Origin of the sequence: Marinomonas sp. KMM3893 (genome assembly GCF_004352855.1) — a bacterium.
GTDB lineage: Bacteria > Pseudomonadota > Gammaproteobacteria > Pseudomonadales > Marinomonadaceae > Marinomonas > Marinomonas arenicola.
The window spans coordinates 217,780-243,691 of sequence record NZ_SJSC01000002.1 but is presented as its reverse complement, the minus strand read 5'-3'; the positions used below and the strand labels follow the sequence as shown (position 1 = coordinate 243,691).

General features: G+C 47.5%; 24 protein-coding genes. 10 read left to right on the top strand and 14 right to left on the bottom strand.

Annotated features, from left to right (window positions below; all coding sequences use genetic code 11):
- The first annotated feature begins 1 nt into the window (after nt 1).
- The 7 genes from E0D71_RS05560 to ahpF all read left to right on the top strand — a co-directional run bounded on the left by E0D71_RS05560 (nt 2) and on the right by ahpF (nt 6,789).
- On the top strand, nt 2-520 hold the full coding sequence (locus E0D71_RS05560) for a TRAP transporter small permease (RefSeq protein ID WP_133002329.1): 519 nt from the start codon (nt 2-4) through the stop codon (nt 518-520).
- The gene (locus E0D71_RS05555; RefSeq protein ID WP_133002328.1) at nt 520-1,827 is read left to right on the top strand and encodes a TRAP transporter large permease subunit; all 1,308 of its coding nucleotides are present in this window, start codon (nt 520-522) and stop codon (nt 1,825-1,827) included. Before E0D71_RS05560 ends, E0D71_RS05555 begins: the two co-directional genes overlap by 1 nt.
- 21 nt (nt 1,828-1,848) lie before the next feature.
- The gene (locus E0D71_RS05550; RefSeq protein WP_133002327.1) at nt 1,849-2,589 is read left to right on the top strand and encodes a 5-oxoprolinase subunit PxpA; all 741 of its coding nucleotides are present in this window, start codon (nt 1,849-1,851) and stop codon (nt 2,587-2,589) included.
- Complete coding sequence (gene pxpB, locus E0D71_RS05545; RefSeq protein ID WP_133002326.1) at nt 2,586-3,311, top strand: 5-oxoprolinase subunit PxpB; 726 nt, start codon at nt 2,586-2,588, stop codon at nt 3,309-3,311. The genes E0D71_RS05550 and pxpB overlap by 4 nt, the downstream gene beginning before the upstream one ends.
- Nucleotides 3,301-4,224 (top strand): biotin-dependent carboxyltransferase family protein, encoded by a 924-nt coding sequence (locus tag E0D71_RS05540; protein WP_133002325.1) that lies wholly within the window; start codon nt 3,301-3,303, stop codon nt 4,222-4,224. Before pxpB ends, E0D71_RS05540 begins: the two co-directional genes overlap by 11 nt.
- Nucleotides 4,225-4,473: 249 nt before the next feature.
- Nucleotides 4,474-5,031: an alkyl hydroperoxide reductase subunit C gene (ahpC, locus tag E0D71_RS05535; protein ID WP_133002324.1), complete on the top strand. Its 558-nt coding sequence runs from the start codon at nt 4,474-4,476 to the stop codon at nt 5,029-5,031.
- A gap of 210 nt (nt 5,032-5,241) precedes the next feature.
- Entirely contained in the window at nt 5,242-6,789 is a 1,548-nt protein-coding gene (gene ahpF, locus E0D71_RS05530; protein WP_133002323.1) for an alkyl hydroperoxide reductase subunit F, read from the top strand.
- A gap of 91 nt (nt 6,790-6,880) precedes the next feature.
- On the opposite strand, the gene E0D71_RS05525 is transcribed toward ahpF, so the two are convergent.
- The gene (locus E0D71_RS05525) at nt 6,881-7,639 is read right to left on the bottom strand and encodes a 5'-nucleotidase, lipoprotein e(P4) family (protein WP_133002322.1); all 759 of its coding nucleotides are present in this window, start codon (nt 7,637-7,639) and stop codon (nt 6,881-6,883) included.
- A gap of 323 nt (nt 7,640-7,962) precedes the next feature.
- Here E0D71_RS05525 and E0D71_RS05520 point away from each other — a divergent pair, with 323 nt between their 5' ends.
- The gene (locus E0D71_RS05520; protein WP_133002321.1) at nt 7,963-8,361 is read left to right on the top strand and encodes a VF530 family DNA-binding protein; all 399 of its coding nucleotides are present in this window, start codon (nt 7,963-7,965) and stop codon (nt 8,359-8,361) included.
- 587 nt (nt 8,362-8,948) lie between these two features.
- Here E0D71_RS05520 and E0D71_RS05515 read toward each other — a convergent pair.
- From E0D71_RS05515 to E0D71_RS05485, 7 genes are all read right to left on the bottom strand, one after another.
- On the bottom strand, nt 8,949-9,290 hold the full coding sequence (locus tag E0D71_RS05515; protein ID WP_133002320.1) for a zinc ribbon domain-containing protein YjdM: 342 nt from the start codon (nt 9,288-9,290) through the stop codon (nt 8,949-8,951).
- Nucleotides 9,291-9,540: 250 nt separating this feature from the next.
- Nucleotides 9,541-11,040 (bottom strand): mannitol dehydrogenase family protein, encoded by a 1,500-nt coding sequence (locus E0D71_RS05510; RefSeq protein ID WP_133002319.1) that lies wholly within the window; start codon nt 11,038-11,040, stop codon nt 9,541-9,543.
- A gap of 21 nt (nt 11,041-11,061) precedes the next feature.
- Nucleotides 11,062-12,765 carry a hypothetical protein gene (locus tag E0D71_RS05505; protein ID WP_133002318.1) on the bottom strand — a complete coding sequence of 568 codons (1,704 nt, stop codon included), beginning with the start codon at nt 12,763-12,765 and terminating at the stop codon, nt 11,062-11,064.
- A gap of 640 nt (nt 12,766-13,405) precedes the next feature.
- The gene (locus E0D71_RS05500) at nt 13,406-14,626 is read right to left on the bottom strand and encodes an MFS transporter (protein ID WP_133002317.1); all 1,221 of its coding nucleotides are present in this window, start codon (nt 14,624-14,626) and stop codon (nt 13,406-13,408) included.
- 34 nt (nt 14,627-14,660) lie between these two features.
- Nucleotides 14,661-15,446 carry an ABC transporter ATP-binding protein gene (locus tag E0D71_RS05495; RefSeq protein ID WP_133002316.1) on the bottom strand — a complete coding sequence of 262 codons (786 nt, stop codon included), beginning with the start codon at nt 15,444-15,446 and terminating at the stop codon, nt 14,661-14,663.
- Between the two features lie 2 nt (nt 15,447-15,448).
- The gene (locus E0D71_RS05490) at nt 15,449-16,504 is read right to left on the bottom strand and encodes an iron ABC transporter permease (protein WP_207923334.1); all 1,056 of its coding nucleotides are present in this window, start codon (nt 16,502-16,504) and stop codon (nt 15,449-15,451) included.
- A complete protein-coding gene (locus E0D71_RS05485) occupies nt 16,504-17,601 on the bottom strand; it encodes an ABC transporter substrate-binding protein (protein ID WP_133002315.1) in 1,098 nt (365 codons plus the stop codon). Before E0D71_RS05485 ends, E0D71_RS05490 begins: the two co-directional genes overlap by 1 nt.
- Nucleotides 17,602-17,760: 159 nt before the next feature.
- Here E0D71_RS05485 and E0D71_RS05480 point away from each other — a divergent pair, with 159 nt between their 5' ends.
- Nucleotides 17,761-18,843, top strand: a complete 1,083-nt coding sequence (locus E0D71_RS05480) for an ABC transporter substrate-binding protein (protein ID WP_133002314.1) — start codon at nt 17,761-17,763, stop codon at nt 18,841-18,843.
- Between the two features lie 150 nt (nt 18,844-18,993).
- On the opposite strand, the gene E0D71_RS05475 is transcribed toward E0D71_RS05480, so the two are convergent.
- The 5 genes from E0D71_RS05475 to E0D71_RS05455 all read right to left on the bottom strand — a co-directional run bounded on the left by E0D71_RS05475 (nt 18,994) and on the right by E0D71_RS05455 (nt 23,179).
- The gene (locus E0D71_RS05475; RefSeq protein ID WP_133002313.1) at nt 18,994-20,229 is read right to left on the bottom strand and encodes an MFS transporter; all 1,236 of its coding nucleotides are present in this window, start codon (nt 20,227-20,229) and stop codon (nt 18,994-18,996) included.
- Nucleotides 20,230-20,239: 10 nt separating this feature from the next.
- Nucleotides 20,240-20,674, bottom strand: a complete 435-nt coding sequence (locus E0D71_RS05470) for a MarR family transcriptional regulator (protein ID WP_133002312.1) — start codon at nt 20,672-20,674, stop codon at nt 20,240-20,242.
- A 180-nt stretch (nt 20,675-20,854) separates the two neighbouring features.
- A complete protein-coding gene (locus tag E0D71_RS05465; protein ID WP_133002311.1) occupies nt 20,855-21,367 on the bottom strand; it encodes an ACT domain-containing protein in 513 nt (170 codons plus the stop codon).
- Between the two features lie 152 nt (nt 21,368-21,519).
- Nucleotides 21,520-22,581, bottom strand: a complete 1,062-nt coding sequence (locus E0D71_RS05460) for a class I SAM-dependent methyltransferase (protein WP_133002310.1) — start codon at nt 22,579-22,581, stop codon at nt 21,520-21,522.
- Nucleotides 22,571-23,179 (bottom strand): gamma-glutamylcyclotransferase family protein, encoded by a 609-nt coding sequence (locus E0D71_RS05455; protein ID WP_133002309.1) that lies wholly within the window; start codon nt 23,177-23,179, stop codon nt 22,571-22,573. Before E0D71_RS05455 ends, E0D71_RS05460 begins: the two co-directional genes overlap by 11 nt.
- Before the next feature lie 268 nt (nt 23,180-23,447).
- Between E0D71_RS05455 and E0D71_RS05450 the strand changes: the two genes are divergently transcribed.
- Nucleotides 23,448-24,197 (top strand): SDR family oxidoreductase, encoded by a 750-nt coding sequence (locus tag E0D71_RS05450; protein ID WP_133002308.1) that lies wholly within the window; start codon nt 23,448-23,450, stop codon nt 24,195-24,197.
- A gap of 21 nt (nt 24,198-24,218) precedes the next feature.
- Here the strand turns inward: E0D71_RS05450 and E0D71_RS05445 are convergent, their stop codons facing one another.
- Nucleotides 24,219-25,862: a tannase/feruloyl esterase family alpha/beta hydrolase gene (locus E0D71_RS05445; RefSeq protein WP_133002307.1), complete on the bottom strand. Its 1,644-nt coding sequence runs from the start codon at nt 25,860-25,862 to the stop codon at nt 24,219-24,221.
- Between the last annotated feature and the right edge of the window lie 50 nt (nt 25,863-25,912).

Genomic DNA, 25,912 nt, shown 5'->3' with positions numbered 1-25,912 from the left:
TATGAACTCATTCAAAGAAAAGTGCTATCAGTGCTCTGGGCTGCTGTCTGGCTTGGGCATTGTGATCATCACCTTGTTGTTATTAGCCCAAATTATTGGCCGCCTATTTGGCTTTATTGTGCCATCGGCCGGGGATTTTGCTGGCTACGCCTTGGCCGCTTCAACCTTTTTAGGGTTAGCTTATACCTTCAGAGAAGGTGGCCACATTCGCGTTACGCTCGTCATTCAACGCTTCTCTCCCGTTCCTCGTAAAATCCAAGAAGCGGTCATTCTAACGTTGTCACTCGCTCTACTCTGCTTCCTATCCTATGCCTGCAGCTCCATGGTGTATGAGTCTTATATTTATGACAATGTGTCTTACGGCTATATTCCTGTGCCCCTATGGATACCGCAATTGCCTATGGCCGTCGGCATTATCGCGCTTAACTTAGCCGTGCTGGATGCTTGGATCATGGCGTTAAGAGGCAAAGCTCCTACTTACAGCCAGCATGAAGACGCATTAGCCTTGGAGGAAATCTAATGGATATGGCTTGGATTTCTATCTTATTAGCGGTTGGTATGCTGGTCATGCTCACGTTCGGTGTGTGGGTGTCTTTTACTCTCATCGCCATCGGTGGCCTTGGTTTGATTTTGTCGGAAAACTACCAAGTCGGTATGTTATTCGCGACTGGTAGCTGGGGAGCGGCCACGTCTTGGTCTCTCACCGCCCTGCCTCTGTTTATCTGGATGGGGGAAGTACTGTTTAGAACCAGACTATCAGAAGACCTATTTGAAGGGCTTGCACCTTGGTTAGGTAAAGTGCCTGGCAAGTTATTACACGTTAATATTTTAAGTTGTGGCATTTTTGCTGCGGTCTCAGGGTCTTCTGCGGCAACCGCCGCTACCATTGGCCGCATGACGCTGCCTGAATTGCGCAAACAAGGCTATAGCGAACGTATGGCGATCGGAACCTTAGCCGGTTCTGGAACATTAGGTTTGCTTATTCCCCCTTCCATTATTTTAATTGTTTATGGCGTGGCGGCGGAAGTTTCCATTGCCCGTTTGTTTATTGCTGGCGCCCTCCCAGGGCTCTTACTGATCTGCCTCTTCATGGGGTTCACCATGATCTGGGGGCATCTGCATAAAGACGAACTACCAAGCACTACCAGCCAAGACACCAGTTGGTCAGCGCGCTTTAAAAGCTTGGGCAAGCTCTTGCCTGTCACAGGCTTAATTGGCTTTGTTTTAGGTTCCATTTACGGCGGCCTTACGACACCAACAGAAGCGGCGGCCATCGGAGTAACCGGCTCGTTGATTCTCGCAGCTTGCACAGGCTCATTAACCCGTCAAAGCTTTATAGACAGCCTGTTAGGCGCGGTGAAAAGCGCATGTATGATTGGCTTTATCTTGATTGGCGCGCACTTTCTTACATTGGCAATGGGCTTCTTAGGCATTCCGAGCGCACTCGCACAATGGATCGCCTCTCTTGGCTTATCCCCAATAGTATTGATTCTATATTTGACTGTCTTTTTTGTCGTATTGGGCTGTTTTTTAGACGGTATTTCCGTGGTTGTTCTGACCGTGGCGGTCGTGCTTCCTATGGTCAAATCCGCCGGCATTGATCTTCTATGGTTTGGTATCTTTATCGTATTGGTGGTTGAAATGTCACAAATCACACCACCGGTCGGGTTCAACCTCTTTGTGATTCAGTCGCTGACTGGAAAAAACATTCTGTATGTTGCTAAAGCGGCGCTGCCTTTCTTCTTGCTCATCGCCGTGGCCATTATTCTGATTACTTGGTTCCCAGAAATTGTGACCTATTTACCAACCACCATGTCAAAGGGCTAAGCGCCCTTTAAGGATTCTAAGATGAAATTAAATTGTGATATGGGCGAAGCGTTTGGCGCATGGAAAATGGGGCTAGACGATCAAATCATGCCGTATGTGGATCAAGCCAATATTGCGTGTGGTTTTCATGCCTCAGACCCGCTTACCATGGCCAAAACCGTGGCGTTGGCCAAACAGTACAATGTGAGCATTGGCGCGCACCCAGGCTACCCAGATTTGGTTGGTTTTGGACGCCGAAATATGGACATTGCGCCCGCTGAGCTGAAAGCGATTATCCAATACCAAGTAGGCGCCTTAAAAGGCATCTGTGAGAGTCAAAACACACGCATTGATTACGTAAAACCGCACGGTGCTATGTACAACCAGATGATGTCTGACTTCACCAAGCTCGAAACCGTAATGCAAGCGGTCAGCGAAATGGACCCTTCTTTGGCGTTGATGGTAATGGCGATTCCCGAAGTGGAGCAGGTAAAAGCACTGGCTGAAAAGTACCAACTTACACTCTATTTTGAAGCGTTTTCTGATCGCCTGTATTCCGACCAAGGTCGCCTTACCCCGCGCAAACAAGCCAACGCCGTCCATCAGACTTTTGAGCTGATCGAAGAGCAAGTATTACAGCTTAGCCAACAAGGCACGCTGACCACAGAATCTGGGCAATCGTTGGCTGTCCACGCCAATACTATTTGCGTTCATGGCGATGGCTCACACGCTGTTGAAGCGGTAAAACGCATTCGCTCCGTTGTGGATGGAGTGCCCTCATGAGCCACTCAGATCACATCCCTTTTGAATTGAGTCACATCAAGATGGACATGGTCAATGAGCAAGCCTGTTTACTGCGCTTTGCTGATCACATTGATGACACGGTTGCCGATGCCATTGGCTTGGTGACCCGTCAATTGCGTGATCTCGCGGGCATCATTGATACCATACCGTCCTACACCAGCTTATTGGTGACTTTCGATGTGGAGCATCACGATCGCTTTGCCATTTGCCAACAGATTCAAACGCTGCTGGATAACCTAGACATGACCGAGGTGACAAGCCGCGCCAGTCGAGAAGTCGTCATTCCAGTGTATTATGCAGAAGAAGTCGGTCCAGATTTACAAGAAGTGGCAAAGCATTGCGACATGACGGTAGAAGAAGTCATTCAACTGCATTCGCAAACCACTTATCGAGCCTATGCGATTGGCTTTACACCTGGCTTCGCCTTCCTCGGGAACACCCCTAAAGCGCTGCATATCCCTAGAAAGAATACGCCTCGCCTAAAAGTGCCCATTGGCAGCGTTGCCATTGCCGAACAACAAACGGCCGTCTACCCAAGTGTGTCCCCCGGTGGCTGGCAGATACTTGGCCGCACACCAACGCCTTTAGTGGATTGGCAAAGCGACAGCCTTGCTCTCATTGAAGTCGGAGACAGCGTGCGTTTCGAGCCTATCTCACGGGCGGAATTTCTTGCTCAAGGAGGTCAACTAGATGGCTTTTAATGTAATCAAACCAGGCATATTGACGCTGGTGCAGGACCTTGGCCGATATGGCTATCAACATCTTGGCGTCACCACGGGTGGGCCAATGGATGAATTTGCCTTTCGCTGGGGCAACGCCTTACTCGACAATCACGCCAATGCCGCCCAGCTAGAAATCACCTTTGGTATGCTGACGCTGGAAGCCCAAGCGCCAACCAGCATCGCGATCACAGGCGCAGACCTTGCCGCAACACTGAACAACAAAGCCATTCTGCCTTGGCAAACTTACGCGCTTAAAACAGGCGACGTGCTGACATTCAATCAGCCTAACCTTGGTTTACGTGCCTATTTAGCCGTTAAAGGCGGTTTGCAAATTGCGCCTGTGCTCGGCAGTGTTTCTACCGTGATGCGTGAAGCGTTAGGCGGCTTAACAGGGAAAGGAGAGAAAATTCAAAAAGGCGATGTCATTCCCTTTCTCTCTACCACTGAGCATCAGCAACGCATTACGCCGCGCCTTGCCATACCCAATTACGAGCAGCAAAACATTCCTATGGTGATGAGCTACCAGTTCAACACGCTCTCAGGTCTTGATAGAGCGCGCCTCTTCCGTAATGAGTATTCGGTAACCGCCGCCAGCGACCGCATGGGTTACCGCCTCTCAGGAGAGGCCATCAATGGCGACAAAAAAGGCATTATTTCTGAAGGCATTGCCTACGGTTCAATCCAGATGCCCAATGACGGACAACCGATTGTACTACTGCGCGACCGACAAACCATTGGCGGTTATCCAAAAATGGGCTGTGTTACGTCCATCGGCGGCGGCCTCTTAGCCCAGAAAAAACCTGGGGATAGCATTCATTTTCAATGTCTTTCTATCGGCCAGGCGGAACAAGAGCGCCAGAGAAAAATGTCGTTACTTAGCCAATTACGCTAACACACAGGCCAATCATCGCGTTTTCAGTACGCGCTGGTTGGCCTGTATTCTTCTCCGCTTTGCCCTCTATTTCTTACCCTATCTTCCTGTCTTTTTTGGGCGCCATCGTCTCAGTCTTCACTGCTGAATCAACCAATAGCTTTTCTTTATCATGATTTAATAAAATTACAATTTTTATAATTTTTAAATATCTTCTAATATAGCTCCTGTTGGTAACGCACTTACTCTAAATCACTTAGGAGATACATAATGATCAATACACAAATCAAACCATTTAACGCCTCAGCTTTTAAATCTGGCGAGTTCGTAGAAATTTCTGAAAAAGACGTACTAGGCAAATGGTCTATCTTCTTTTTCTACCCAGCTGATTTCACATTCGTTTGTCCTACAGAGCTAGGCGACGTTGCTGACCATTACGAAGAGCTTCAAGCTCGCGGCGTAGAAGTATTCTCTGTCTCTACAGACACTCACTTCACTCACAAAGCGTGGCACGACAGCTCTGAAACAATCGGCAAAATCAACTACTACATGGTAGGCGACCAGTCTGGCAAGATCACAAACAACTTCGGCGTAATGCGTGAAGGCGAAGGCCTTGCAGACCGTGCGACTTTCTTGGTTGATCCAGAAGGTACTATCCAAGCAATGGAAATCACTGCTGAAGGTATCGGCCGTGACGCTGAAGACCTACTTCGCAAAGTGAAAGCAGCACAATACGTTGCCGCTCACCCAGGTGAAGTTTGCCCAGCTAAATGGAAAGAAGGCGAAGCAACTCTTGCTCCTTCTCTAGACCTAGTTGGCAAAATCTAAGACTTGCTAGTCAGACCCTAAAAGGGGTCAGATCCCTTAAACGAACCTTAAGGGATCTATATACACCAGATCTCCTTAAGGGATCTGACCCCTTTTATTCTTTTATATACATTATTTTCGGAATGCAGATTTCAAGTCGTTTATTGGCTTGGTATGGATTCTTGCACCCGAAATTTACAGTAATCCCTCAGTCTTAACGGGTTAAACATTATGTTAGAAGCAAACATCAAACAACAGTTGGGCACATACCTACAAAATATCGTTAATCCGATTGAAATTACTGTGTCTACGAATGGAACTGAAAAAGCAGAAGAACTACTAGGCTTAGCACGTGAAATCACGGCGCTTAAAAGCGACAAAATTACTTTATCTGTAGACGAAAACCCAACAGGTCGTGCGCCTCAAATGGCGATTGCACCTCAAGGGCAAGCACCTCGCGTGCGTTTTGCAGGTATCCCAATGGGCCACGAATTTACCTCATTGGTATTGGCTCTATTGCAAGCCGGCGGCCACCCATCTAAAGCGGCGCCAGCGACCCTAGAACAAATTAAGTCCTTGGACACAGAATTGAACTTTGAGGTGTACATCTCCCTCTCTTGCCACAACTGTCCAGACGTTGTGCAAGCCGTTAACTTAATGGCGGTTCTAAACCCAAATATTACCGCAACCATGATCGACGGTGCGTTATTCCAAGACGAAGTGGAAAAACGCGAAATCATGGCTGTACCATCCGTTTACCTAAACGGTGAATTATTCGAACAAGGTCGTATGACATTGGACGAGATTCTAAACAAAGTAGACACCGGCGCAGCGAAAAAACAAGCGGCAGCGTTATCTGAAAAAGACCCATACGACGTACTTGTTGTTGGTGGTGGTCCTGCAGGCGCAGCCGCAGCGATCTACGCAGCACGTAAAGGCATACGTACTGGTGTTGTTGCAGAGCGTTTTGGTGGCCAAGTTGCTGACACCATGGCGATTGAGAACTTCATCTCTGTAAAAGCCACAGACGGCCCTAAATTGGTCGCAGGCCTTGAGCAACACGTTCTTGATTACGATGTTGACCTGATGAAAACGCAAAAAGCGGTTCGTCTAGAGAAAAAAGAATTCGTTGAAATCGAACTCGAAAACGGCGCATTGCTAAAAAGTAAAACCCTTATCTTGGCAACCGGCGCACGCTGGAGAGAAATGAACGTACCGGGCGAACAAGAGTACCGTGGTAAAGGCGTCGCCTACTGCCCACACTGTGACGGCCCATTGTTCAAAGGTAAGAAAACAGCGGTTATCGGTGGTGGTAACTCAGGTATTGAAGCAGCGATTGACCTTGCAGGCTTAGTCGAACACGTTACTGTTCTTGAGTTTGGCGACACGCTTCGTGCCGACGATGTTTTGGTGAAAAAAGCCAACTCATTACCGAACGTCACCATCATTAAAAATGCCATGACCACTGAAGTACTTGGCGACGGACAACGCGTTATCGGCCTGAAATACACAGACCGTACCACCGATGAGTCACACCTTGTCGAAGTAGCGGGCATCTTCGTTCAAATTGGTCTAGTACCAAACAGCGAGTTCTTAAAAGACACGCTAGAGCTAAGCAACCGCGGCGAGATCATCATCGATCAGCACGGTCAAACGTCCATCCCTGGTGTGTTTGCTGCCGGTGACGTAACAACGACACCGTACAAGCAAATCATCATCTCAATGGGTGGCGGTGCAACCGCAGCGCTTGGCGCGTTTGATTACTTGATTCGTAACTAATCAAACCCCAGCCCATAAAAAGCCGATCTTGTGAAAACAAGATCGGCTTTTTTGTGTCACCTTAGCAGCAATACCAAGATATGACGCGGCGTTATTTAGACGCTTTTTCATTCCATGTTTTTAGCTTGGCTTTAGACCAAGAGCCATACGATGCGTTTGGCAACACAATCCAGTCATTACCAAAATGCGGCGCTTGCTGTTTAACAAGATCGCGCTGGTAATCGGTGGATTTTTTGTTTTTAAACTCAGACGCAAAATCCGCCAAACTGTCGCCCACCAACATCACAATATCGTAGTTTTGTTGACGAACCGATTCACGGCGCGCTTCTTTTGCTTCTGTGTAAAGCAAAACGTTATCCGCACTGACTTGTGGTAAATCTAACTGCTTCAGTGTCTTAAGGGTTGCCGCTTTATTCTCTTGGAAACGGTCGGAAATATAAAAGATTTTAACGCCACGCTGATCAACAAAATCGACAAAATCTTTCGCACCAGGAATCAAAGTTGGGTGCCCTTTTTTCTCCCAATCACTCCATGTATCCCACGAGGTGTAATCGTGGCAATTACTTACATCACGAACCAATAATGGGCTGTTATCTATTACCGTTTCATCAAGGTCCAATACCACAGCAGGTTTTTTATCAGATTGGTGATTAGCAAGAATCTGAACGATACGCTGTGTCGCAAACTGATACGCTTGCAATTGCAACGCCATTACTTCAGCCGACTGTTGCTGGTAACGCAGCGCCATTTGGTATTCTTTTGGCTGACAGAAGCCATCATCAGGCGCGGCTAAGGTTACCGAGCTCATCAATGGTAAAGCGAGTAATAAAGAGGCTGTTACTTTTTTCATGAAATCCTTTCTCCGTTACATGTGTGGCGAGAAGATGACACAGTTTTTTATTAAACGCCAATTTAATTACAGCTCAAATGTATTTTCGATACGGATTTATGTCGCTTGTAGACAGATAATAAGTGAATAGTGATCAAGACATCATCGTATTAAGAGACAGTCACAGAAAAGAAGCGAACGGCAGAGGTAGGGATATTGGAGCCAACTGTGTAACACCCAAAAAACGAAAATATTGTCTTTATCAGCTTATATAGATGCCTGTTTTGGGTGCTTCCTGCCATAATAACCCCCATTAGATTTTTATACTTTTTCCGGACGCGACTATGAATGATGAGATAAATTACGAAAGCAACCCACTACACGGTCTGGGTTTACAAGACTTGTTGACTCAAATAGTCGATCATTATGGCTTTGATCTTCTCTACGCCTACCTGAACATCAATTGCTTCAAAACGAACCCGAGTATCGAATCCAGTGTGAAATTTCTCAAGAAGAGCGACTGGGCGCGAGAGAAAGTTGAAAACTTCTACCTGTATCAGTTTAAAAACCTGCCTCGTGTGTCATCTGAGCAGTTTGCCATCTCTCCTAGATACCGAGTTATCCCTGAAGGCCAGACTCCTCGCGAACCCGCTGAATTGAGCCTAGAAGACGCTGAACGCATGCGAGAAAAACAGGCACAAAAAGCAGCGGAGTACGGCAAAACGAAAAACTATCGCAGATAGTTAAAAAGCGCGTATTCAAATGTGCTGGGGATAATGTGTTGGGTGACATCAAACGCTACATGGGTATGTCGTTCTTGAGGCAAGGTTCATCGTGAGAAAAAGCCTAAAAGGGGTCAGATCCATTTTGTCGTAATGCCTTACGAATCAATGAGATATTAAAGCCATTCGATGCAACGAAGTTGCGCGACTTGATGAGGTTTCCGAGGCAATGTTTGACGCTTTACTTCCAAGCTAATTAAGCTTCTAAACACCTTCCTTAAATGATCGACGTACAGGCGTTTTAATATGCCACGCAAATCATACGCTAAAGGTCTTAAAGAGATTTTTTGCTTTTCTTTTAAAGTAAAGTTTTGCATCAATTGAAAAAAGTTACACGCTCAGCAGAGCGGAATAAAAGTCGGGAAAACAAAGCATTAGAATGGAATCCATCAGACCAAACCAACAACCCCATCCTAGTTTTTCTCTTGAAGAAAAGGAAGGGACCGTTCGAGCTGTCTGCGGGCAGAAAAAAGAGCATTTGCGCTGATGAGGTCAGCGGCAAACGCCCTTTTTTTGGTTCGTTATCTGAGCAAGTCAGATGTACGAATTTAAGCTGAGACTTTTTTGACGAATTGAGATTTCAGCATCATGTCGCCTGCGCCATCTACTTTACAGTCGATGTCGTGGTCGCCGTCTACTAGACGTTTGATGGTCGCTTTGGTGCCGATTTTAAGAACTTGTGAAGAACCTTTTACTTTTAGGTCTTTCGCCAAGGTCACCTTGTCGCCTTCTTGCAACAATTTGCCACTCATGTCTTTGATGATCAATGCATCTTCGTCTACTTCCACTTCGTTCGGGTTCCACTCGTGCGCACACTCAGGGCAGATCAGCATAGCTTGATCTTCGTACACATAAGTTGAGTTACATTTAGGGCAATTAGGAAGACTCATTGTTGTCACTACCTCGGACGTTGGCTGTAAAATTTCGCGCATTATACCCTTATTTTCACTGTGGTTTTTCACCTTCACGAAAAAATTTATTAGCGCTCCCGTTTACACCACTTTTCTCGTTGTTTTAAATTCATCGAAGAAAAACCCTAATCCATTGATATTTATGAACAAATAGAACAAAAAAACCGATCTCTGGCTAAGCCGGAGATCGGTTTTATCGCAGGTTATTCACCCGCTAAGAATGGCGCTATTAAGCGACTAGAGCTTCTTTTTCAAGCATGTTTTGCATTTGCTCAGCAATATTAGGGTTCGCGTAAAGCGCGTCTAACATGGCCACATAGACATCCGTAAAGACGGCATTTTGAGCAAGATCACCAAACACAGCGGTCAGCTTAAGGAAGGACAATTTATCGTCCTGAGAGCCTGCTGCTGCAGTGTGTAACTCAGCTTTCATGTCATCAACAATGTCCAGCGCAACGCCTTCTTTGTTAACGCCTTTGTCTGAGTAGTAACACCACGCGGCGATCACAAGCGCAGCGAATTGAATGCTGCCACCTTTCGCCATGTTTTCTGTGATCGTAGGGATCAAGAATTTAGGCAGTTTAGAAGAGCTTTCTAGACAGATACGCGCCAAGTTGTCTTTCACGTTCGGGTTACCGAAACGCTCAATCAAAGAACTTTTGTAATCTTCCAGATTAATGCCTTCAACCGGTGCTAATACTGGCGTCGCTTCTACGTCCATAAAACGGCGTAGGTAAGTCGCAAACAATGGATCTGCCACACAACCATCAATCGTTTGATGACCGTGGATAGAGCCCAACAAGCCCAAGACAGAATGACCAGCGTTAAGCAGGCGAATCTTCATGGTTTCGTAAGGCGTTACATCTGGCACAAACTGAGCGCCGACGTTTTCCCATGCAGGGCGACCATTAGAGAAAGTGTCTTCGATTACCCACTGTGAGAACGGCTCACAGACGACAGGCCAGGCGTCGTCCACACCGGATGCTTGTAGGTTGGCAATATCGGCAGGCGTTGTCACTGGCGTGATACGGTCTACCATCGCATTTGGGAAGCGTACTTCTTCTGCAATCCAAGCGGCTAACTCAGCATCTTGCTGTTCAGCAAAGGCCAATAGCATTTTACGAGTCATGTTGCCGTTGTGCTGGATGTTGTCACAAGACTGAATAGTGAAGGCAGGCAAGCCCGCTTCACAGCGCTTTCTCAAGGCTTCAGTCAGAAAGCCAAACACCATTTTAGGGTTTTGTGGGTTGGCTAAATCGTGCTGCACATCTGGGTTGCTAAAATCGAACTCATTGGTCGCTGGGTTAAAGTTATAACCCCCTTCGGTAATGGTCAAAGAGACAATTTTGGTCTCTGCGCTGGCCATTTTATCTGTTACCGCGACCGCATCATCACAGCCCAGCATGAAATCCACAATCGAACCAATAACACGATTCTCTACTTTGCCGTCTGGGTGCTTCACGATCAGCGTGTAAAGATAGTCTTGCTGCTTAAGAATATCGCCAATTTTACGGTCGGCTTCGCGCAAGCCAACACCGCAAATGCCCCATTCAGTTGAGCCAGTTGATGCTAATAATTCATCTGTGTAAAAGGCTTCATGCGAGCGGTGGAAACCACCGATACCAATATGCACGATTCCCGCTTTTACCTTGCTACGGTCGTAGGTAGGTAACGCAAACGATTCAGGCAAATGTTGTAGGTTGCCTTGGTTCAATTGTATTGTTTTCATTAGTGAATCTCGCAGTATTAGTTATGCTTGAAGCGCTTTTCGGCGTTTTAGCGCCCAATAAGCAGCCGTAAAATAAAGAATGGTGCAGACAAAACCATAGGTATAAAACGTCTCACGATTCTCTAAGTAGTGCGCCATATTTTCACTCGCGAACATGGTGATAGAGGCCAAGGCCAGTGTCACAATCAAGCTAATCCACGCGATGCTTTTCAGCGCTTTAGAAAGCAAAGAGGTGTCTTCAACAATAGGCATTGCCACACGAGCTTGTTCTTCGTGATACGCCTCAACCAGCTTGTCGTGGGACGCCATTTCTGCCATTTCTTCTGGGTACTCTTTACTCGCGCCATAACGCTGAGCGAGTAGGGTGTAGACAATGATGGTCACCACCCAAGTCGGTAAGAATAAGTAGTAGAAAGACATGATGTTCAGCGCGTTTAAGCCAAAACCAAACGCCAGACCAATACCCCATGACGCAACCGCTGGGGTGCTATGGGTTAATTTTTGGTAGCTTACCCAGTAACGGCTAAAGCCGATTTTCGGGAACAAAACGTGCTCAGAGAAAACGATTGCACCGACCGGCACCACCAACAAACCTGCGTAGGTAAGCAACGGCAGCATTTTACTGAACACAAATGGGAAACAGGCCACAACCATGGTGATCAAGCCAACAGCAAGCGTGGTTTGACGTCTGGAATAACGCGTAAAGATCGCCTGAGCAGCAAGACCGGCACGGTATAAGTTGGCGTTTGCTGTGGTCCAACCTGCGACGATAACAATCACAAAACCAGAAAGGCCCAACGCTTGAAACGCCACATCACCTGGATCTAAAGCAATGATGCTTTTCTTAACCAGTACCGCAGTACCCGCTCCCATGATGCCGGCAGAGACCCAAGCGATAAAGTGACCAAACAGCATACCTGAGCTGGTTGCTAGACCGTAAATTGGCTTTTTCGCATAGCGGAACAAGGCCATATCGATCAAACCAAAGTGCGTAATTGTGTTCGCAGCCCATGCAAAGCCAATCACCTCAAGAAGACCAATGCCCGGTTTTCCGTACGCGTTTACACCCGTCCAGATAGACTGATCGCCAATGGTAATAAAGTCTTTAAAGCTGTGCAGTGTCGTGGTGCCTAATACCGATTCAGATAACGCAGGCATGATCACCAAGGCGCCAGAACCAAACATCACAAATAACCAAGGCCCACAGATACCAGAAAACTCTGACACCGCTTTAAAACCGTACATGGCAACAAACACCACGACAGCGCCCACGGCCAACACCACCAGCACAAACCAAGAGTTGGTTGGGTACCAGTTCAGCTGAGCAGGAATGTTAAACAAATACCTGACGGCGGTACTCGACACGGTAATCATCGCCGCGGATATGACGGTAAATATAATGACGTTTGCCCAGTTATAGAGCTTGGTCATGGACTTACCAGCGACTTTTTCTAGGTAGGTATAAAGACTTAAACGGGTTTGAGTGGCGATCGGCGCTGTGATTAACGTCCAGCTTAAAATGGCAAGAATATTACCGATCAAGAGACCTAGAAGGATGTCCATGGTCTTTGCACCCAACGCAACAAAGGTCGCGCCGATAACAAATTCCGTTGCCGCTACATGCTCTCCGGCATACAGACCTAAGAAGTGCTTCCAACCATGCTGTTTGTGCTTAGCGATCGGCAGCTGCTCTTCACTGACATTGTCTAATTTTTCAAAATTCATCTCTTATCTCATTATTTTTTTAATATGGATTAGCAAAAGACATGAAGTCAGCAGCCGGAATGAACAAGCTTTCACTTCATGTCTTTCATTGATAAATAGTGCTACATCGCCCTCGATCTGATTTGGCACTTACGCTGTGAATGGCAAAACAAAGCAGACTTATCTATGTATCAGTCAGACAAGCGTTCGAAAAACGTAGGTTGAATTATTTTGAGGGAAACAAAAATAAAAAATGACTATGTTTTACAACAACTTAGATAAAAGTTGCGGCCTATCTATAGTCAAATAAGCTTATTGCTACCGTCCTTTTGCGCTTACAACGAGTTCGCAAGCGTCCATCAGAGAAAACCATTTCTAAACCAACCGTTCTGAGGGTAGGGAGTTTAAAAATTAGTCTTTCGGTAAACAAATACAATAAACCGAAAATTACGATACTATTTTGACAAAAAATACACTTTTACATAAAAACTGATACTTTTATGATTGAAAATTTATTTAAAAATACAAAACTGTACTTTTATGCACTATTGAAGAATCATTTGCGCCAAAGAAATACATTTTCCATCAAGTTTCCATCTGAGAAGCGATTTTTTGACAAAATAAGGCAGAAAAGAAAGGGATTAGAACGCTAAAAATGCCACTAAGAGGAGGTTATCAGTCGATGTACTTGGCGATACAACCCCAGCCCAGCACACACTCCAATCATCGCCAAACAGGCCCAGATCCACTGACGTTCTATAGTCTCGATCGACAGCAGCCAACCAATGCCAAAGTTGCCTCCGAACGCGGCAATGCCACCGATACAGGAATATAAGCCGTAATAACGACCTAACTCGGATTTATCACAAAAGCGCGGCACAAAGGAGCCAAGCAATGGCAGCACCAGCATGGAGCCCAAACTAAACATCACGCCATAAACGATGAAGTTTAACCAAGGGAGTTCATCGAACGAGACCAGAAAACATAAGAAAGAAGCGCCCATTAAGGCCAACCCTAAGCCCATCGCCTTAGCACTGCCGATCGATTGCGCTACCCACCGACTAATCGGCATTTGCAGCGTAATACCAAGAATAGACGTGGTCATAAACACCCAGGTGATCACATAGGAGCCAAGCCCGCGTGCTTCGACTTCGCTCGGCAACGACAAATACAACTGATGAAAAAACAAATGAAAGGCACAAGCAAAGAGAATAAATTGCATGAAAGGACGGTTCCGAAACATGCTTTTCCATTGTCGCCAAACGCCTGGCTGAGCAGGTGAAGGCCTAGACTGATCGGCCAGCACAGGTAGGAAACGCCATTGAATCAGAAACAAGCCGAAGAACAGCAAAGCGGCGGTTAAGCCAACCCACATAAAGCTCACCGCCACCAGCGAAATACCCACTAACGGACCGAGCAACATGCCAGCTTCACTGGTCCAGTTTTGCATCGCAAAAATACGATCACGGCGCACCTGATCCGGTGCTTCGTACGCTAAATAAGCATTACTAGAAGGCGTAAATAAGGCCCCAGCAAACCCAGTAAAAAAAGCCCCGAGCAAGAGCAAAGGCAAGCTTTGCGCGACCCCTAATAACACAAAGCCAACGACTCGCACCAAGCACCCGAGCAGAATCAACCGTTTATAACCAAGGTAATCCCCAAGCGTACCGCCGATCAGAAACAACCCTTGCTGACTTAAGACGCGCAGACCAATCACCAAGCCAACGTACCATGGGGTTAATCCCAACACGCGCTGCAGGTGATCCGCGAGATACGGCAGCAGCATATAAAAGCCAAGATTAAAGCTGAAGCCATTAATGACTAAGACACGGCTTGCGGCGGATAACTGACGCCAATCGGTCAGAAAGTGATGTAGCTTCATAATAGCGGGTCTAACGGTTCGAGCCTGTTAATCATCATGTGAGTGGCGCGTGAGGCCCTCGGCGTTGAGTGCGAACAAATGGCACACCGGCACTGTCCATCATGACTTCGGCTGTCACACCGTAAACCTCATGCACAAGTTCTGGCGTGAGAATGTCTTTGGGCGCACCTTGAGCCACTAATTTCCCCTCTTTTAATACCAATAAGTTATCGGCGTATTGAGCGGCTAAGTTCAAATCGTGCAAAATCATAATCGACACCCAACCATGCTGCTTGGTGTTTTTGTCTAAATGATCCAACAACACTTGCTGAAAGTGCAGGTCTAGCGCACTGACCGGTTCATCCAGCATCAAGATTTTAGGCTGACGCATCAAGGCTTGAGCAAACAACACCATTTGGCACTGGCCGCCACTGAGCGTTCTCACGTCTCGATTCGCTAAATGCAACAAACCGATTTGATCTAACGCCTCCAGAGCAGCCTCTAATAAACGATTACCCAATTTGAGAGACAAGGCATCGAGCTGCCCGAGCAAGACCACTTCCAACACACTCAAGCCAACGTCTAAACGAATGTCTTGGGGCATGTAACCAAAGCGCTGACGCCATTCCCCTAGGTGTTTACGATTTAATAATTCCCCCTCAAAACGAACCTCTCCTTGTTGTGGCTGCAAATCACCAAACAAGGTTTTTAATAGGGTACTTTTGCCCGTGCCATTGGGGCCAATAATAACGTGTGTTTGCCCTGAATCGAGGCGAAAGCTGATGTCGTCCGCGAGCACAAGATCATCAAACGCTAGGCGTAAGTTATTCACTTCTAACATAATTAGCGTTTCTTCCCGATAATTAACCAAAAGAAAAACGGCACGCCAATGATCGCTGTCACAATGCCGATGGGAAACAAAGAACCGGGCACAATCGCTTTAGATAACACAGACGCACTGGACAATAAAAACGCCCCCACAAGAAAGGACAAGGGTAAAAAATAGCGTTGATCTTCGCCCACTAACATTCGAGCAATATTGGGGGCAACGATACCGATAAAGCCAATAATGCCCACAAAACTGGTCGCCGTTGCCGTCATAATCGCCACAATAATCAAGGTTTTCAGACGCAGCCGAGTGACGTTTACACCCAAGCTTTTCGCGCGCTCTTCACCTAAACGTAACGCGGTGAGTTTCCATGCGTCTTTCATCAACACCAGCACACACACCAGAGTGACTCCGGCGGTGATCGCCACGTTCGACCAGGTTGCCTTGGTTAAGCTACCAAACAACCAAAATAGAATCTGTTGGCTCAACTCCGGCGACGACACAAACTGCACAAGAGACAACAAGGATTGAAACAAAAAGAGCAGGGCGATGCCCGCGAGAATCAGCTGGCCTGAGGTAATATGGCGCATCATAGCGAGGCCAAATAGTAAGCTGGCCGACAACATACAACACACAAAAGCGCCAATTGGCACTGCGATTTGCGCGTTCATACCAAGGGAACCTAAGTACAGCATCAAAGCCGCACCAAAGCCCGCGGCAGCCGCCATGCCTAATGTGTATGGGCTTGCCATGGGGTTGTTCAATAAGGTCTGCATTTCTGCCCCGCCAACCCCTAAAGAGCCGCCAACAATCACTGCCATTAAGGCAATCGGCAAACGCAGGTTGGTCACAATAACTTGGGTGGTGCGCGACACTTCTACTGGCAGCCCCAACATATTGGCGAGCGCATTGGCAACGTCCGCAATGCCCAACATAGAAGGGCCGGTGGCAATGTCGAATACAAAGGAAAGTAGAAGCACCAGCATGAGGCAACTAATCACAAACCAACGGCGTTTTTCAGAACGACGCTGGGCATTAACAGCGTCGGTGACAAGGGTGGAATTAATCATTAATCGGTCATCTGTACAGCGAATGTGCCTTGTGGAATCACAGGCAAATATTGTTTATAAAAGTTCAGGTAATTTTGCTCAGGCTTCAGATCGGCAAACAGTTGAGGATACAAGGCTTTCGCGAGGTATTGCATCATACTGCCGTCCATAATCGTTCGTGAAGCGCCCTGATAAATACCAAAGACACGTTTGTTTTCTACTGCCGGTAAAGAGTCCCAACCTGAGCGCGTTGTAAAGCCCGTTAGGCGCTCCACTGACTCTTTGCGATCAATGCCTTGGCCAATCAACATGGCGTCCGGCTGCTTACTGGATTCGGTGCCCGCAATAAAGATGACTTCAGGACGAGAGGCCAGTACTTGCTCAGGATTTATTGGCCCCCACCACTCGACAAAAGGCGCGGCAATATTATCACCCCCTGCAGCAGAAATCATTGCGCCCCACATGTTCTTACCGTAGGTAAAGGAATATTCGTTAGGACCTTTGTTACCGAATTCGACATAGGTACGAGGCTTAGGCAAACCAGCCTTCGCAATGGTGTTTTGCAAATAAGTAATGCTATTTTCATAGTCTTTGGCCATCTTTTGGGCGCGCGCGTCTTCGCCAGTTAATGTGCCTATAATCAGAGTACTATTGACATGTCGAGCAAGGGTCTGTGCGTTGTAATCGACGACCACAACCGGAATTCCTGCGCTCTCTAGCACGTCTACATCGGCACCTAGGCCTTTAAACTGCCAATCCGCTAACACCACCACACTTGGGTTTAGGCTTAGCACTTTTTCGATGGAGAAGGTCTGTGCTTCGACTTCGCCAACATCCGGAATCTGTTTCAACGAGGGGCGATGCTGGGTGTACAAAGACCAGCTTGCTGGACGCCAACCTTTCCAAGTATCCAGAGACAAGCCTACTACCTGGTCGAAGGCTTTTTCAGAACCAATGGCCATGTAGTCCTCGGCATAAAATCCCAACACCACGCGCTTTGCAGGCACATCCACAGTCACCTGACGGCCAAGTACATCTTCGATGACCTGTGGTGCGGCCACGGCATTCATGGCGTAACACAGAGCACCCACAAGCGCAGCGAACAGTTTCTTTTTCATAACGAAGCCTTTTGTCAGATGAATATAAAAATAAATCAAAAAATAATGATAATGATTTGCATGCGCATTGTAGTTGAACGTAAAATTCACACAAGCTTTTCATTACGATTTCTACTCATCGTGTCGACTACAGGCGCGAATTAACCAGGAACTCTTCTTATGATCCACAAAATTGTTAGCTTGGTCGCACTGATGTTTGCGTCATTTAGCTTTGCGCAAACCACGACTGTGACCGATATTCTTGATCGCGAAGTCACCTTTAACGCTCCAGCACAACGCGTCATTGTGGGCTTCTACCCTGAAGATTACATGGCCATAGGCACAGAAGCGGCGTATGACAAGGTGGTTGGTATGTCGAAGTACATTTGGCAAGCACGCTCTGCCAACTGGGAAATGTACACCAAACATCGCCCTTCTTTGGCAGACATTCCAGGCATTGGACGAGTTGACACTAAAACCTTTTCGGTTGAAAAAGTCATCAGCCTGAACCCAGACCTTATTATGCTGGCAGACTGGCAATTCAAAGGGCTAGGCGCGGATGTGAATCGTCTTGAACAAGCGGGAATTCCAGTCATAGTGGTGGATTACAACGCACAGACTTTGGCTCGCCACGTCAAAAGCACACACATCATTGGGGTGATTACTGGGCAGCAAGAGCGCGCCGCTAAAATCGCCGATGACTACACCAAAAACATGACCATGATTACTGAGCGTTTGGCCAAAGCCAACTTGCCTAAACCAAGAATCTATACCGAATTTGGCGCGGCGGGCGTGAATGAAATCGGCTACACCTTTGGTAAAAATATGTGGGGCGCGATTGCCACTATGGCAGGCGGAGACAATATCTCAGCCCCTTATGTTGAATGGTGGGGAAAACTCAACCCTGAGCAAATTCTTGCCTCTGACCCTCAAGTTATCGTAATCACAGGGTATGAAACAGGCAACGGTGATGATGCTATGTTGATGGGGCAAGGCGTTGAAGAAAGCGTCGCTCAAGCTCGCCTAGCAGGCTTCAAACAACGTGTTGGTTGGTCGAGTTTGTCGGCCGTGCAAAACAACCGCATGTTTGCCGCTTATCATGGCGCATGCCGAACCATCTTAGATGGCGCCATGGTGCAATTCTACGCCAAAGCGCTTTATCCAGAACTGTTCAGCGACTTAAATCCGGAAGCCGCTTATAAAGACTTCTACAAAAAATACCTTCCGGTAACACCAGAAGGGACCTTCATGACAGCGCTATAAAACCCCGCGCTTGTCTGGGAGTTAACACTTTCTGGAAGTTAGCACTTTCTGATAGTTAAAACGCCATTAAAAAGCCGAGTAAGATCACATTCAGTCACTTACTCGGCTTTTCGTTTTTCGCTATGGCACCTAGCTTATTCGTTAGGCCCGTTAAACGCTGGTATTCGCTTTTTCTCGACCTTGTTTACGCATAAACCAAAAGCCCAATGCCGCGGCCGCAAAACCAAGCACACCGCCAATACCAACCCCCCAACGTGCACCGAGTAAATCAGATACGGCCCCAACGACAGGGCCACCTAGCGCGGTACTGCCCATGGCCGTTGCCAAGACAACCGCCATTACTCGACCTCGATAGCGGCGATCCGTCGACAGCTGAATCAAGGTATTGCTGGAGGTCATAAACATTTGTAAGCACAAACCCAGCGCCACCAGAGCAACCGCAAAACTGATAAAGTTCGGGCTCAACGCCGCCGCCATACTACTGATGGCAAACCCACTGGCGGCCAAGGTCAGAAACAGCATAGTCGGCTTACTTCGGTTCGCGGTTACCATGGCGCCCATAATGGAACCAATCGCCATGATTGAAATAAGCATGCCGTATTGAGCCGCATGGCCTTCGAAAACATGCACCGTCATAGAAGACAAATACACCGCAAAGTTCATCCCCAGACTGCACACTAAAAAGGTCATGATGATCTGAATTCGCATCGCGGGATGATCGGCAATATAGCGAAAGCCGTCTAAGAAATTGGCGGTGGATTTTTTATTTTCCACTGAATTGTCGACTTCGCGCACTGGCATCCGAGTTTTTAACACATGCAGCGCGGTCAGTAGCGGAATAAACGACACCGCATTGATTAAAAATACCCAACCAGCCCCCACCCAAGCCAGCAACAAACCGGCAATGGCAGGGCCAACCAAGCGCGCGGTATTAAAGGACAAGGAATTCAAGGACACCGCATTGGTAAGCTCTGATTCGCTGACCACATCGGCCACAAAAGCGTGGCGAGCTGGCGCGTCAAATGCCGCCACACAGCCTAAACCAAAGGCACAGACACACACCTGCCACAGCGCCACGTTATTGCTAAGCACCAGAAAGCCCAGAATTAACGCCAACATAGACATCAAAAATTGGGTGACGAATAAGAGTTTACGGCGATCGACTCGATCGACAGTCAAGCCGGTGATCGGCAATAAGAGGATTTGTGGTGCAAACTGCAAAAACACCACTAAGCCAACGGCCGAGGCATTCTTATCAGAAAGCTCAGAAATCACGATCCAATCTTGGGCGGTGCGCTGTAACCAAGTCCCGATGTTTGACGGCACGGCACCACTAAACCAAAGGCGATAATTGGGGTTCGCTAATGAACGAAAAGTGTTACTCAATCATTGCCTCCTAGGCGTCTGCGGCTAATTTGTTCAAGGCTGGGAGCGCCTGTTGTAATGCCTGAATCTCTTCTTCCGTGAGACGCTCGGTTATGCGTTCTTGTAGCCATTCTTCTTTTATCAGCAGCGTTGCTTCGACTTTTTTTAAAAAGTCGTCCGTTAACGACAACAATGTTCTGCGGCCATCTTTAGGATCTGGTTGGCCCACGACATAACCCGCGTCTTTTAATGATTGTACGGTGGCGCCCATGGACTGAGTGCGAACGCCTTCCAGCGCCGCCAATTCAGAAATAGTGGATACCGAATGACGGTATAAATAACGCAACACGTGCTTTTGTGACCAACTTAAATTGGTGTCTTGAGATTTTTCTTTGAGCTTGCGATGAATCAGCACCAAGGTTTGGTGTAAATCCATGGCGAGAGGAGAATGCGTTTCTTGGGGCATGGGGCAAGGACTCTAAAAATTAAGAAGGTAAACTACCAAGTTTAACTTCTTAATTAAAGGGTCAGAGTGGTAAATTCAAACTCTTTCCTTACAACGATGGGATAAAGGCATAACGGCCTTTGTCCTTGCTCGGGGAATGGCTCGCTCAGCGAGGCCATCCAGCGCGCGCTTACTACTTGGCTAATTGCCGCTTTCTAGCTCGATCATTAAATCACTGCCTATGCTTTCCAGCGCCCCTTCAAGATCAGACAGTGCTAACCCTTCAGGAATGCGCAAGACCATTTCGGCTTTGAAGAGCATTTCTGAGCTCATTGGAGCGGGTTCGCAAGAGGTTTCAAGCTCTTTCACATTGATCATTAAAGAATGGAGCACCTGAGAAACTTCTTTGACTATGCCGGGCTTGTCGTTGCCCACCACAGACAGGTGGATGTTCTCGCCTTGAGTGGCCAACACATTGGCGGTTTCTATCATGACTTTTAGACCCAACCGGTCAAACGCCTGTAGCGCATTCACCAAGTCGGTTTCGTGCTCGGCGGGCACAGACAGGGTTAAAATGCCTGCGAATTTATCCGCCAAATGCGCCATGCGGCTCTCTAGCCAGTTACCATGATGCTCGCGCACGGTTTCTGAAAGACGCTCTACTAAACCGGGTTTGTCTTCGCCAATAAAGCTTAATACTAATTGTTTAGTCATAATCTGCTCCCGTTATTTATTCATATTATGTTGGAATGCATGATGTAAATACCTAAAGTGTAGACTACTGCCTTTCAAAAAGAATGCAAAAAAGAATGCAAAAAAGAATGCAAAAAAAACCGCATAAAAAGGCGACCTAAGTCGCCTTTTTATTATCGTTTCTTCGGCTGTCGCCCATGATATATGGCGTAGCCCTTGTCTCTTTGTAAACGGGTATGAGAACCGAGTGCCGCATCCAATATCGGTGGGTAGCGCAAGAAGTCGTTGGCCACAACAAACAACTCACCATTCAAAGTAAGGTGTTGTTTTACCGTCATAAAAAACTGCTCAGCAATGCTGTAATCAGTGTTAATTCCAGAGTGAAACGGTGGGTTAGTCACCACGTAATTAAAGCGGCCTTTCACTTCTTTTAAGCCGTTAGAGGCGATCAAGGTGAGGGCATGGGAAGCTTGGTTCGCCGCAAAGGTCAGTTCCGTGGCTTTTAGTGCAAAAGCACTGTCGTCTAACGCCGTGATGTTCACGCCGGTCTTGTTAAACAACCACAAAGCGATAATGCCATCGCCACAGCCAAAGTCGAGCAAACGAGCGTGTGCTATATCACTCATAAAGCGATGTTGCTCTAATTGGTTAAGCAGCAATTCTGTGCCCTTGTCCAATTTACCATGACCAAAAACACCTGGAATGCTGCATAGATTAAGCGTTTGGCCAGCCACTTCTTGTTGCCAAGTGGTAATCCATTTTTCAAACACGAAGGGGTTAGATGCTTCACGTTTGTAGCCTTGATAAAGTAGGCAATGTTTAGCGCCTTCTACCTTGCCTACGTCTTCTAAGCCATTTTCTAGGCGTTTCATGGAAGACTTTACGCCACTTTTATTATCGCCCACTAGCCAGACTTTGCCGCCCATTTTGACCAGAGGCAACACAGCCGCAATAAGATAATCCAACAGTTCTTTGGCTTTTGGCTGATAGATAACAACATGGTCAAAATCAGTGGCCGTCGACTCAGGCCATTGCTCTGCAAATACCAATTTTTCTTCTGCAAACCCAACCTGCTTTAGCGCATCGAATAAGGTTTTGGATTGGCTCCACGCGTACACATCAGCCTTTCTGCTCAGATCCAGAGGGTAAGTGTCTTCTGGGTTAGCAAACAATATTTTGCCGGTTAGAGACTCTTCATTGCGCGCCAGTAACTGGCTCGTGGTATTAAGATTCATAAGTGACGGATAGCTCTTTAATAGAAAGGGTAGATACAGGCGCAAGCAAGATGTTTAAACGCTCTGTGGATAAGTCAGGTTGCACTCGCGGATAGCGAGGTTGTTGTCTGTCATTTAACAACGGCGCTTGCCAACCTTTGGTTAGCGCCAAGAAATCTTGCGCAAAGTCGTCGCCGTGCTCTAAGCAGCCAGATAAGATGACATCGACATAGCTTAGCGCGATCGGGCAATCTTGGTTTGGTTCAACCACATCATGGGCATGATAAACCCAATAGGTTCCCGCTGGCAGTTTGTGGTCTAGGTAGGTGGTTAGCTGATCAGGACGAATCTGAGAACGCTGATAGCCTTGTTCTCGCTCATCGAAGAGTGGAAGTTGGTCATGAAATACCTCCACCAACACACCATTACAAGCTCGCTCTGCGGCTTCAACGACAGCGACTGAACTCATGCCATAGTCAGCAGACATTACCGACCAATGACGCTCAAAACCATGTAATTTGACTGGCCAAACGTCACCTGTTTCGCCTGTTTTAGCACGGCTTTCACCATTGATCAGACTACCGTAACCTAGAATAAAGTGTCGGTCTTGTGAACTCATCTCAGCCTCCTATACATGATTTTAACGCGCAGACGTTACTATGAAGAGCATCATAACGTGCGGTCTATCACATCGCTAGGTTTGAACGAAAATCTTCCATGCTAAGCCACGACTTAACAAGCCTATTCTTAACTCAATAACAGCGCTGGCTGTCGCTAAAAGCCACTATACAAAAGTAGATTATTATCTGTATGGTGTTTGCATCATTGTGTTTATTTCGCATGATTATTCACGCGCAATACTTTGTTTAATTTGAGTCGAGGTTGCCATGCAACAAGCCATTATTTTGATCACTGGAGCCAGCCGTGGGATTGGTGCTGCCACCGCTAAATTAGCGGCGAAACAAGGTTATAGAGTCATTATCAATTACCGTAATGATGCTAACGCCGCAGAAGCGCTTGCCAACGACATCAAACAAGGTGGCGGGCTTGCGCATTGTCTGCAAGCAGATGTCAGTCAGCCAGATCAAGTGGCCGCGATGTTTGAGCACATCCGTCAGAACTGGGGCGCCGTTAGTGCCTTGGTGAACAGTGCTGGTATTTTAGATACTCAAGCTCGTTTCGTAGACACCGCGCCTGAGCGCTGGCAGCAAATTTTTCAGACCAATGTCTTTGGCACCATGAGCTGCTGCCAGCAAGCCTTTGCCCATATGGCAAAGAGTACTGGCGGTCAGGGCGGAGCCATTGTGAATCTGTCGTCTATTGCTGCGGTATATGGTTCGCCCAATGAGTACGTGGATTATGCCGCCAGCAAGGGCGCCATCGACACCTTTACCAAAGGCTTTGCCCTTGAAGTGGCTAATGAGGGAATTCGTGTCAATGCAGTCCGCCCAGGGCTCATTTATACCCAAATGCACGCCGAAGGTGGCGAAGCTGGACGTGTCGACCGTCTTGGTCCAACTCTGCCGCTAAAGCGTGGCGGCCAACCAGAAGAAGTCGCCGAAGCCATTATGTGGCTAGTGAGTGAAAAATCCAGCTATACCACAGCCGGTTTTATTGATGTTGGTGGTGGCCGCTAACGCTAACCGCCTTATTTGCTGCTATGGCTTTTTCAGGCAGGCAAACGAACTGGCGAGACGTACATCACCTTGACGATAAATGGCCGTCGTTGGGTACGGGCAAAGAGGGCGTTCTAAGTCGACTATACGTGGGGTTATTTCTGGGTTAGCGGTGCTCGCGGTTGCTATGATACGGTTTGCTGTTTGCTGTTTTTCCACCCAGTTCATCAGCGCTAACAGCGTGTCGAAGCGGCCCAACGAGAGGCCACCTTCACCATGAGGCATGCCCGGAATACGGTATAAGCGAACAAACTGATTCGCTTTGCCGTGCAGATTGAAATCCAGGTCCTGGTACCAGCGAAGGGTGCTTTTGATGGAAAAAACTGGGTCACTATTGCCATGGAAAACAATCATTTTCCCATCATTATGCTGAAACGCAGACAAGGTAGGGTTGTTTACCTCAGGTGAGGCCATAAAGGTCATTGCTGAGTCTGGAAAACGAGAGTCATTGGCGTAAATTTGAGGGGCGTCTTTATCAAAATCAAAGCCGAGTAAATACGCCTCTAGCGCGCTGGGACTCGTACCAGTATGGACCGGAGGCGTCATGAAAATATTCGCTAATGCCGCCGCACCCAAGACACTCGAAGCCGGTTTATCTTGCCAAACGCGGACCCCACTTTGAATTTTCCAGCGGCGCCAATTGGCTGAGCCAATGCCAGAGTCATACACCCAGTCGGAATACAGGGCTTGCCCGTACGAATTTTTAGGGCCTTGTTGCATGCGCACAATCGCCGCCACTTTTTCTGGCGCCAAACAGTAACGATCAAACTCGCCTTTGCAGGCCAATAATGTCGGTTGGAAATGCCGCTGACAGGCTTCTGAGGCGAAGATCAAATCGTCTTGAATACCATCTAAGCCATCGCACTGTTTAAGCACGCCTTGCGCAAAAACCGCCATGTCTCGTGTGGTTAATGTCTGCGGGCTGAGACGATGAAGTATTTGTGCATCCCATGCGTATTGCAGCGCCGCCTGAGGCAGCCTGATACCAGGGGAGCCAACCAGTAAGCCATTGAACATCTGCGGAAAACGAGACGCCACCACCATGGCAAGTCGTCCACCGTTGCCCTCACCAATGCCATAGCTGTAACGAATCGGGGCGCTGTAATAATGCTGGATGAGTGTTCGCGCCACAGGGTACAGCTTGCGCACCGCATCATAGCCATAATCACGACGCGCTTGTGGATCACGGGCGAACAATGCTGACCCCACTAGCCCTGCGGTGGAAATGGGTTCTGCATCGTGTCCACCGTTGCTGGAAATGACCGCAAAACCCCGATTGATGGCATATTGATTGGGCGCTAGACCCGCGACTTTTCCTACCGCAGGCTTTACATAACCATCGTTGCCTTCATTAAACTGATAGGCAAAACGCCCTTGCCAATAGTCCGGCAACCGCAATTCAAACTGCAAGGCATACGGTTTGCCATCTGCGCCGATACGATCGTTCATCTGCCCTTTCACAAGACAAAATGGTGTCAGTGATTGACCATCAGGCAAATAACGCTGAGAACTGATCTGGATGCCTTGTGGCGCTATTGTCGCGAGTCGATCACATGCGATCGCATGCGCAAGGGCACTTCCCATCAATAAAGAAAAACACAGTGGCAGCAGAAGAAGTCGTTTCATCACATTGTCCTTGGTCCCGATAGCACAAAGTAGCAAACTGAAGCGGTCAG

Excerpts from the sequence above, each read along its gene's own strand:
- E0D71_RS05560 (WP_133002329.1), top strand. The coding sequence starts at position 2 with ATGAACTCATTCAAAGAAAAGTGCTATCAGTGCTCTGGGCTGCTGTCT.
- E0D71_RS05555 (WP_133002328.1), top strand. The coding sequence starts at position 520 with ATGGATATGGCTTGGATTTCTATCTTATTAGCGGTTGGTATGCTGGTC.
- E0D71_RS05550 (WP_133002327.1), top strand. The coding sequence starts at position 1,849 with ATGAAATTAAATTGTGATATGGGCGAAGCGTTTGGCGCATGGAAAATG.
- pxpB (WP_133002326.1), top strand. The coding sequence starts at position 2,586 with ATGAGCCACTCAGATCACATCCCTTTTGAATTGAGTCACATCAAGATG.
- E0D71_RS05540 (WP_133002325.1), top strand. The coding sequence starts at position 3,301 with ATGGCTTTTAATGTAATCAAACCAGGCATATTGACGCTGGTGCAGGAC.
- ahpC (WP_133002324.1), top strand. The coding sequence starts at position 4,474 with ATGATCAATACACAAATCAAACCATTTAACGCCTCAGCTTTTAAATCT.
- ahpF (WP_133002323.1), top strand. The coding sequence starts at position 5,242 with ATGTTAGAAGCAAACATCAAACAACAGTTGGGCACATACCTACAAAAT.
- E0D71_RS05525 (WP_133002322.1), bottom strand. The coding sequence starts at position 7,639 with ATGAAAAAAGTAACAGCCTCTTTATTACTCGCTTTACCATTGATGAGC.
- E0D71_RS05520 (WP_133002321.1), top strand. The coding sequence starts at position 7,963 with ATGAATGATGAGATAAATTACGAAAGCAACCCACTACACGGTCTGGGT.
- E0D71_RS05515 (WP_133002320.1), bottom strand. The coding sequence starts at position 9,290 with ATGAGTCTTCCTAATTGCCCTAAATGTAACTCAACTTATGTGTACGAA.
- E0D71_RS05510 (WP_133002319.1), bottom strand. The coding sequence starts at position 11,040 with ATGAAAACAATACAATTGAACCAAGGCAACCTACAACATTTGCCTGAA.
- E0D71_RS05505 (WP_133002318.1), bottom strand. The coding sequence starts at position 12,765 with ATGAATTTTGAAAAATTAGACAATGTCAGTGAAGAGCAGCTGCCGATC.
- E0D71_RS05500 (WP_133002317.1), bottom strand. The coding sequence starts at position 14,626 with ATGAAGCTACATCACTTTCTGACCGATTGGCGTCAGTTATCCGCCGCA.
- E0D71_RS05495 (WP_133002316.1), bottom strand. The coding sequence starts at position 15,446 with ATGTTAGAAGTGAATAACTTACGCCTAGCGTTTGATGATCTTGTGCTC.
- E0D71_RS05490 (WP_207923334.1), bottom strand. The coding sequence starts at position 16,504 with ATGATTAATTCCACCCTTGTCACCGACGCTGTTAATGCCCAGCGTCGT.
- E0D71_RS05485 (WP_133002315.1), bottom strand. The coding sequence starts at position 17,601 with ATGAAAAAGAAACTGTTCGCTGCGCTTGTGGGTGCTCTGTGTTACGCC.
- E0D71_RS05480 (WP_133002314.1), top strand. The coding sequence starts at position 17,761 with ATGATCCACAAAATTGTTAGCTTGGTCGCACTGATGTTTGCGTCATTT.
- E0D71_RS05470 (WP_133002312.1), bottom strand. The coding sequence starts at position 20,674 with ATGCCCCAAGAAACGCATTCTCCTCTCGCCATGGATTTACACCAAACC.
- E0D71_RS05465 (WP_133002311.1), bottom strand. The coding sequence starts at position 21,367 with ATGACTAAACAATTAGTATTAAGCTTTATTGGCGAAGACAAACCCGGT.
- E0D71_RS05460 (WP_133002310.1), bottom strand. The coding sequence starts at position 22,581 with ATGAATCTTAATACCACGAGCCAGTTACTGGCGCGCAATGAAGAGTCT.
- E0D71_RS05455 (WP_133002309.1), bottom strand. The coding sequence starts at position 23,179 with ATGAGTTCACAAGACCGACACTTTATTCTAGGTTACGGTAGTCTGATC.
- E0D71_RS05450 (WP_133002308.1), top strand. The coding sequence starts at position 23,448 with ATGCAACAAGCCATTATTTTGATCACTGGAGCCAGCCGTGGGATTGGT.
- E0D71_RS05445 (WP_133002307.1), bottom strand. The coding sequence starts at position 25,862 with ATGAAACGACTTCTTCTGCTGCCACTGTGTTTTTCTTTATTGATGGGA.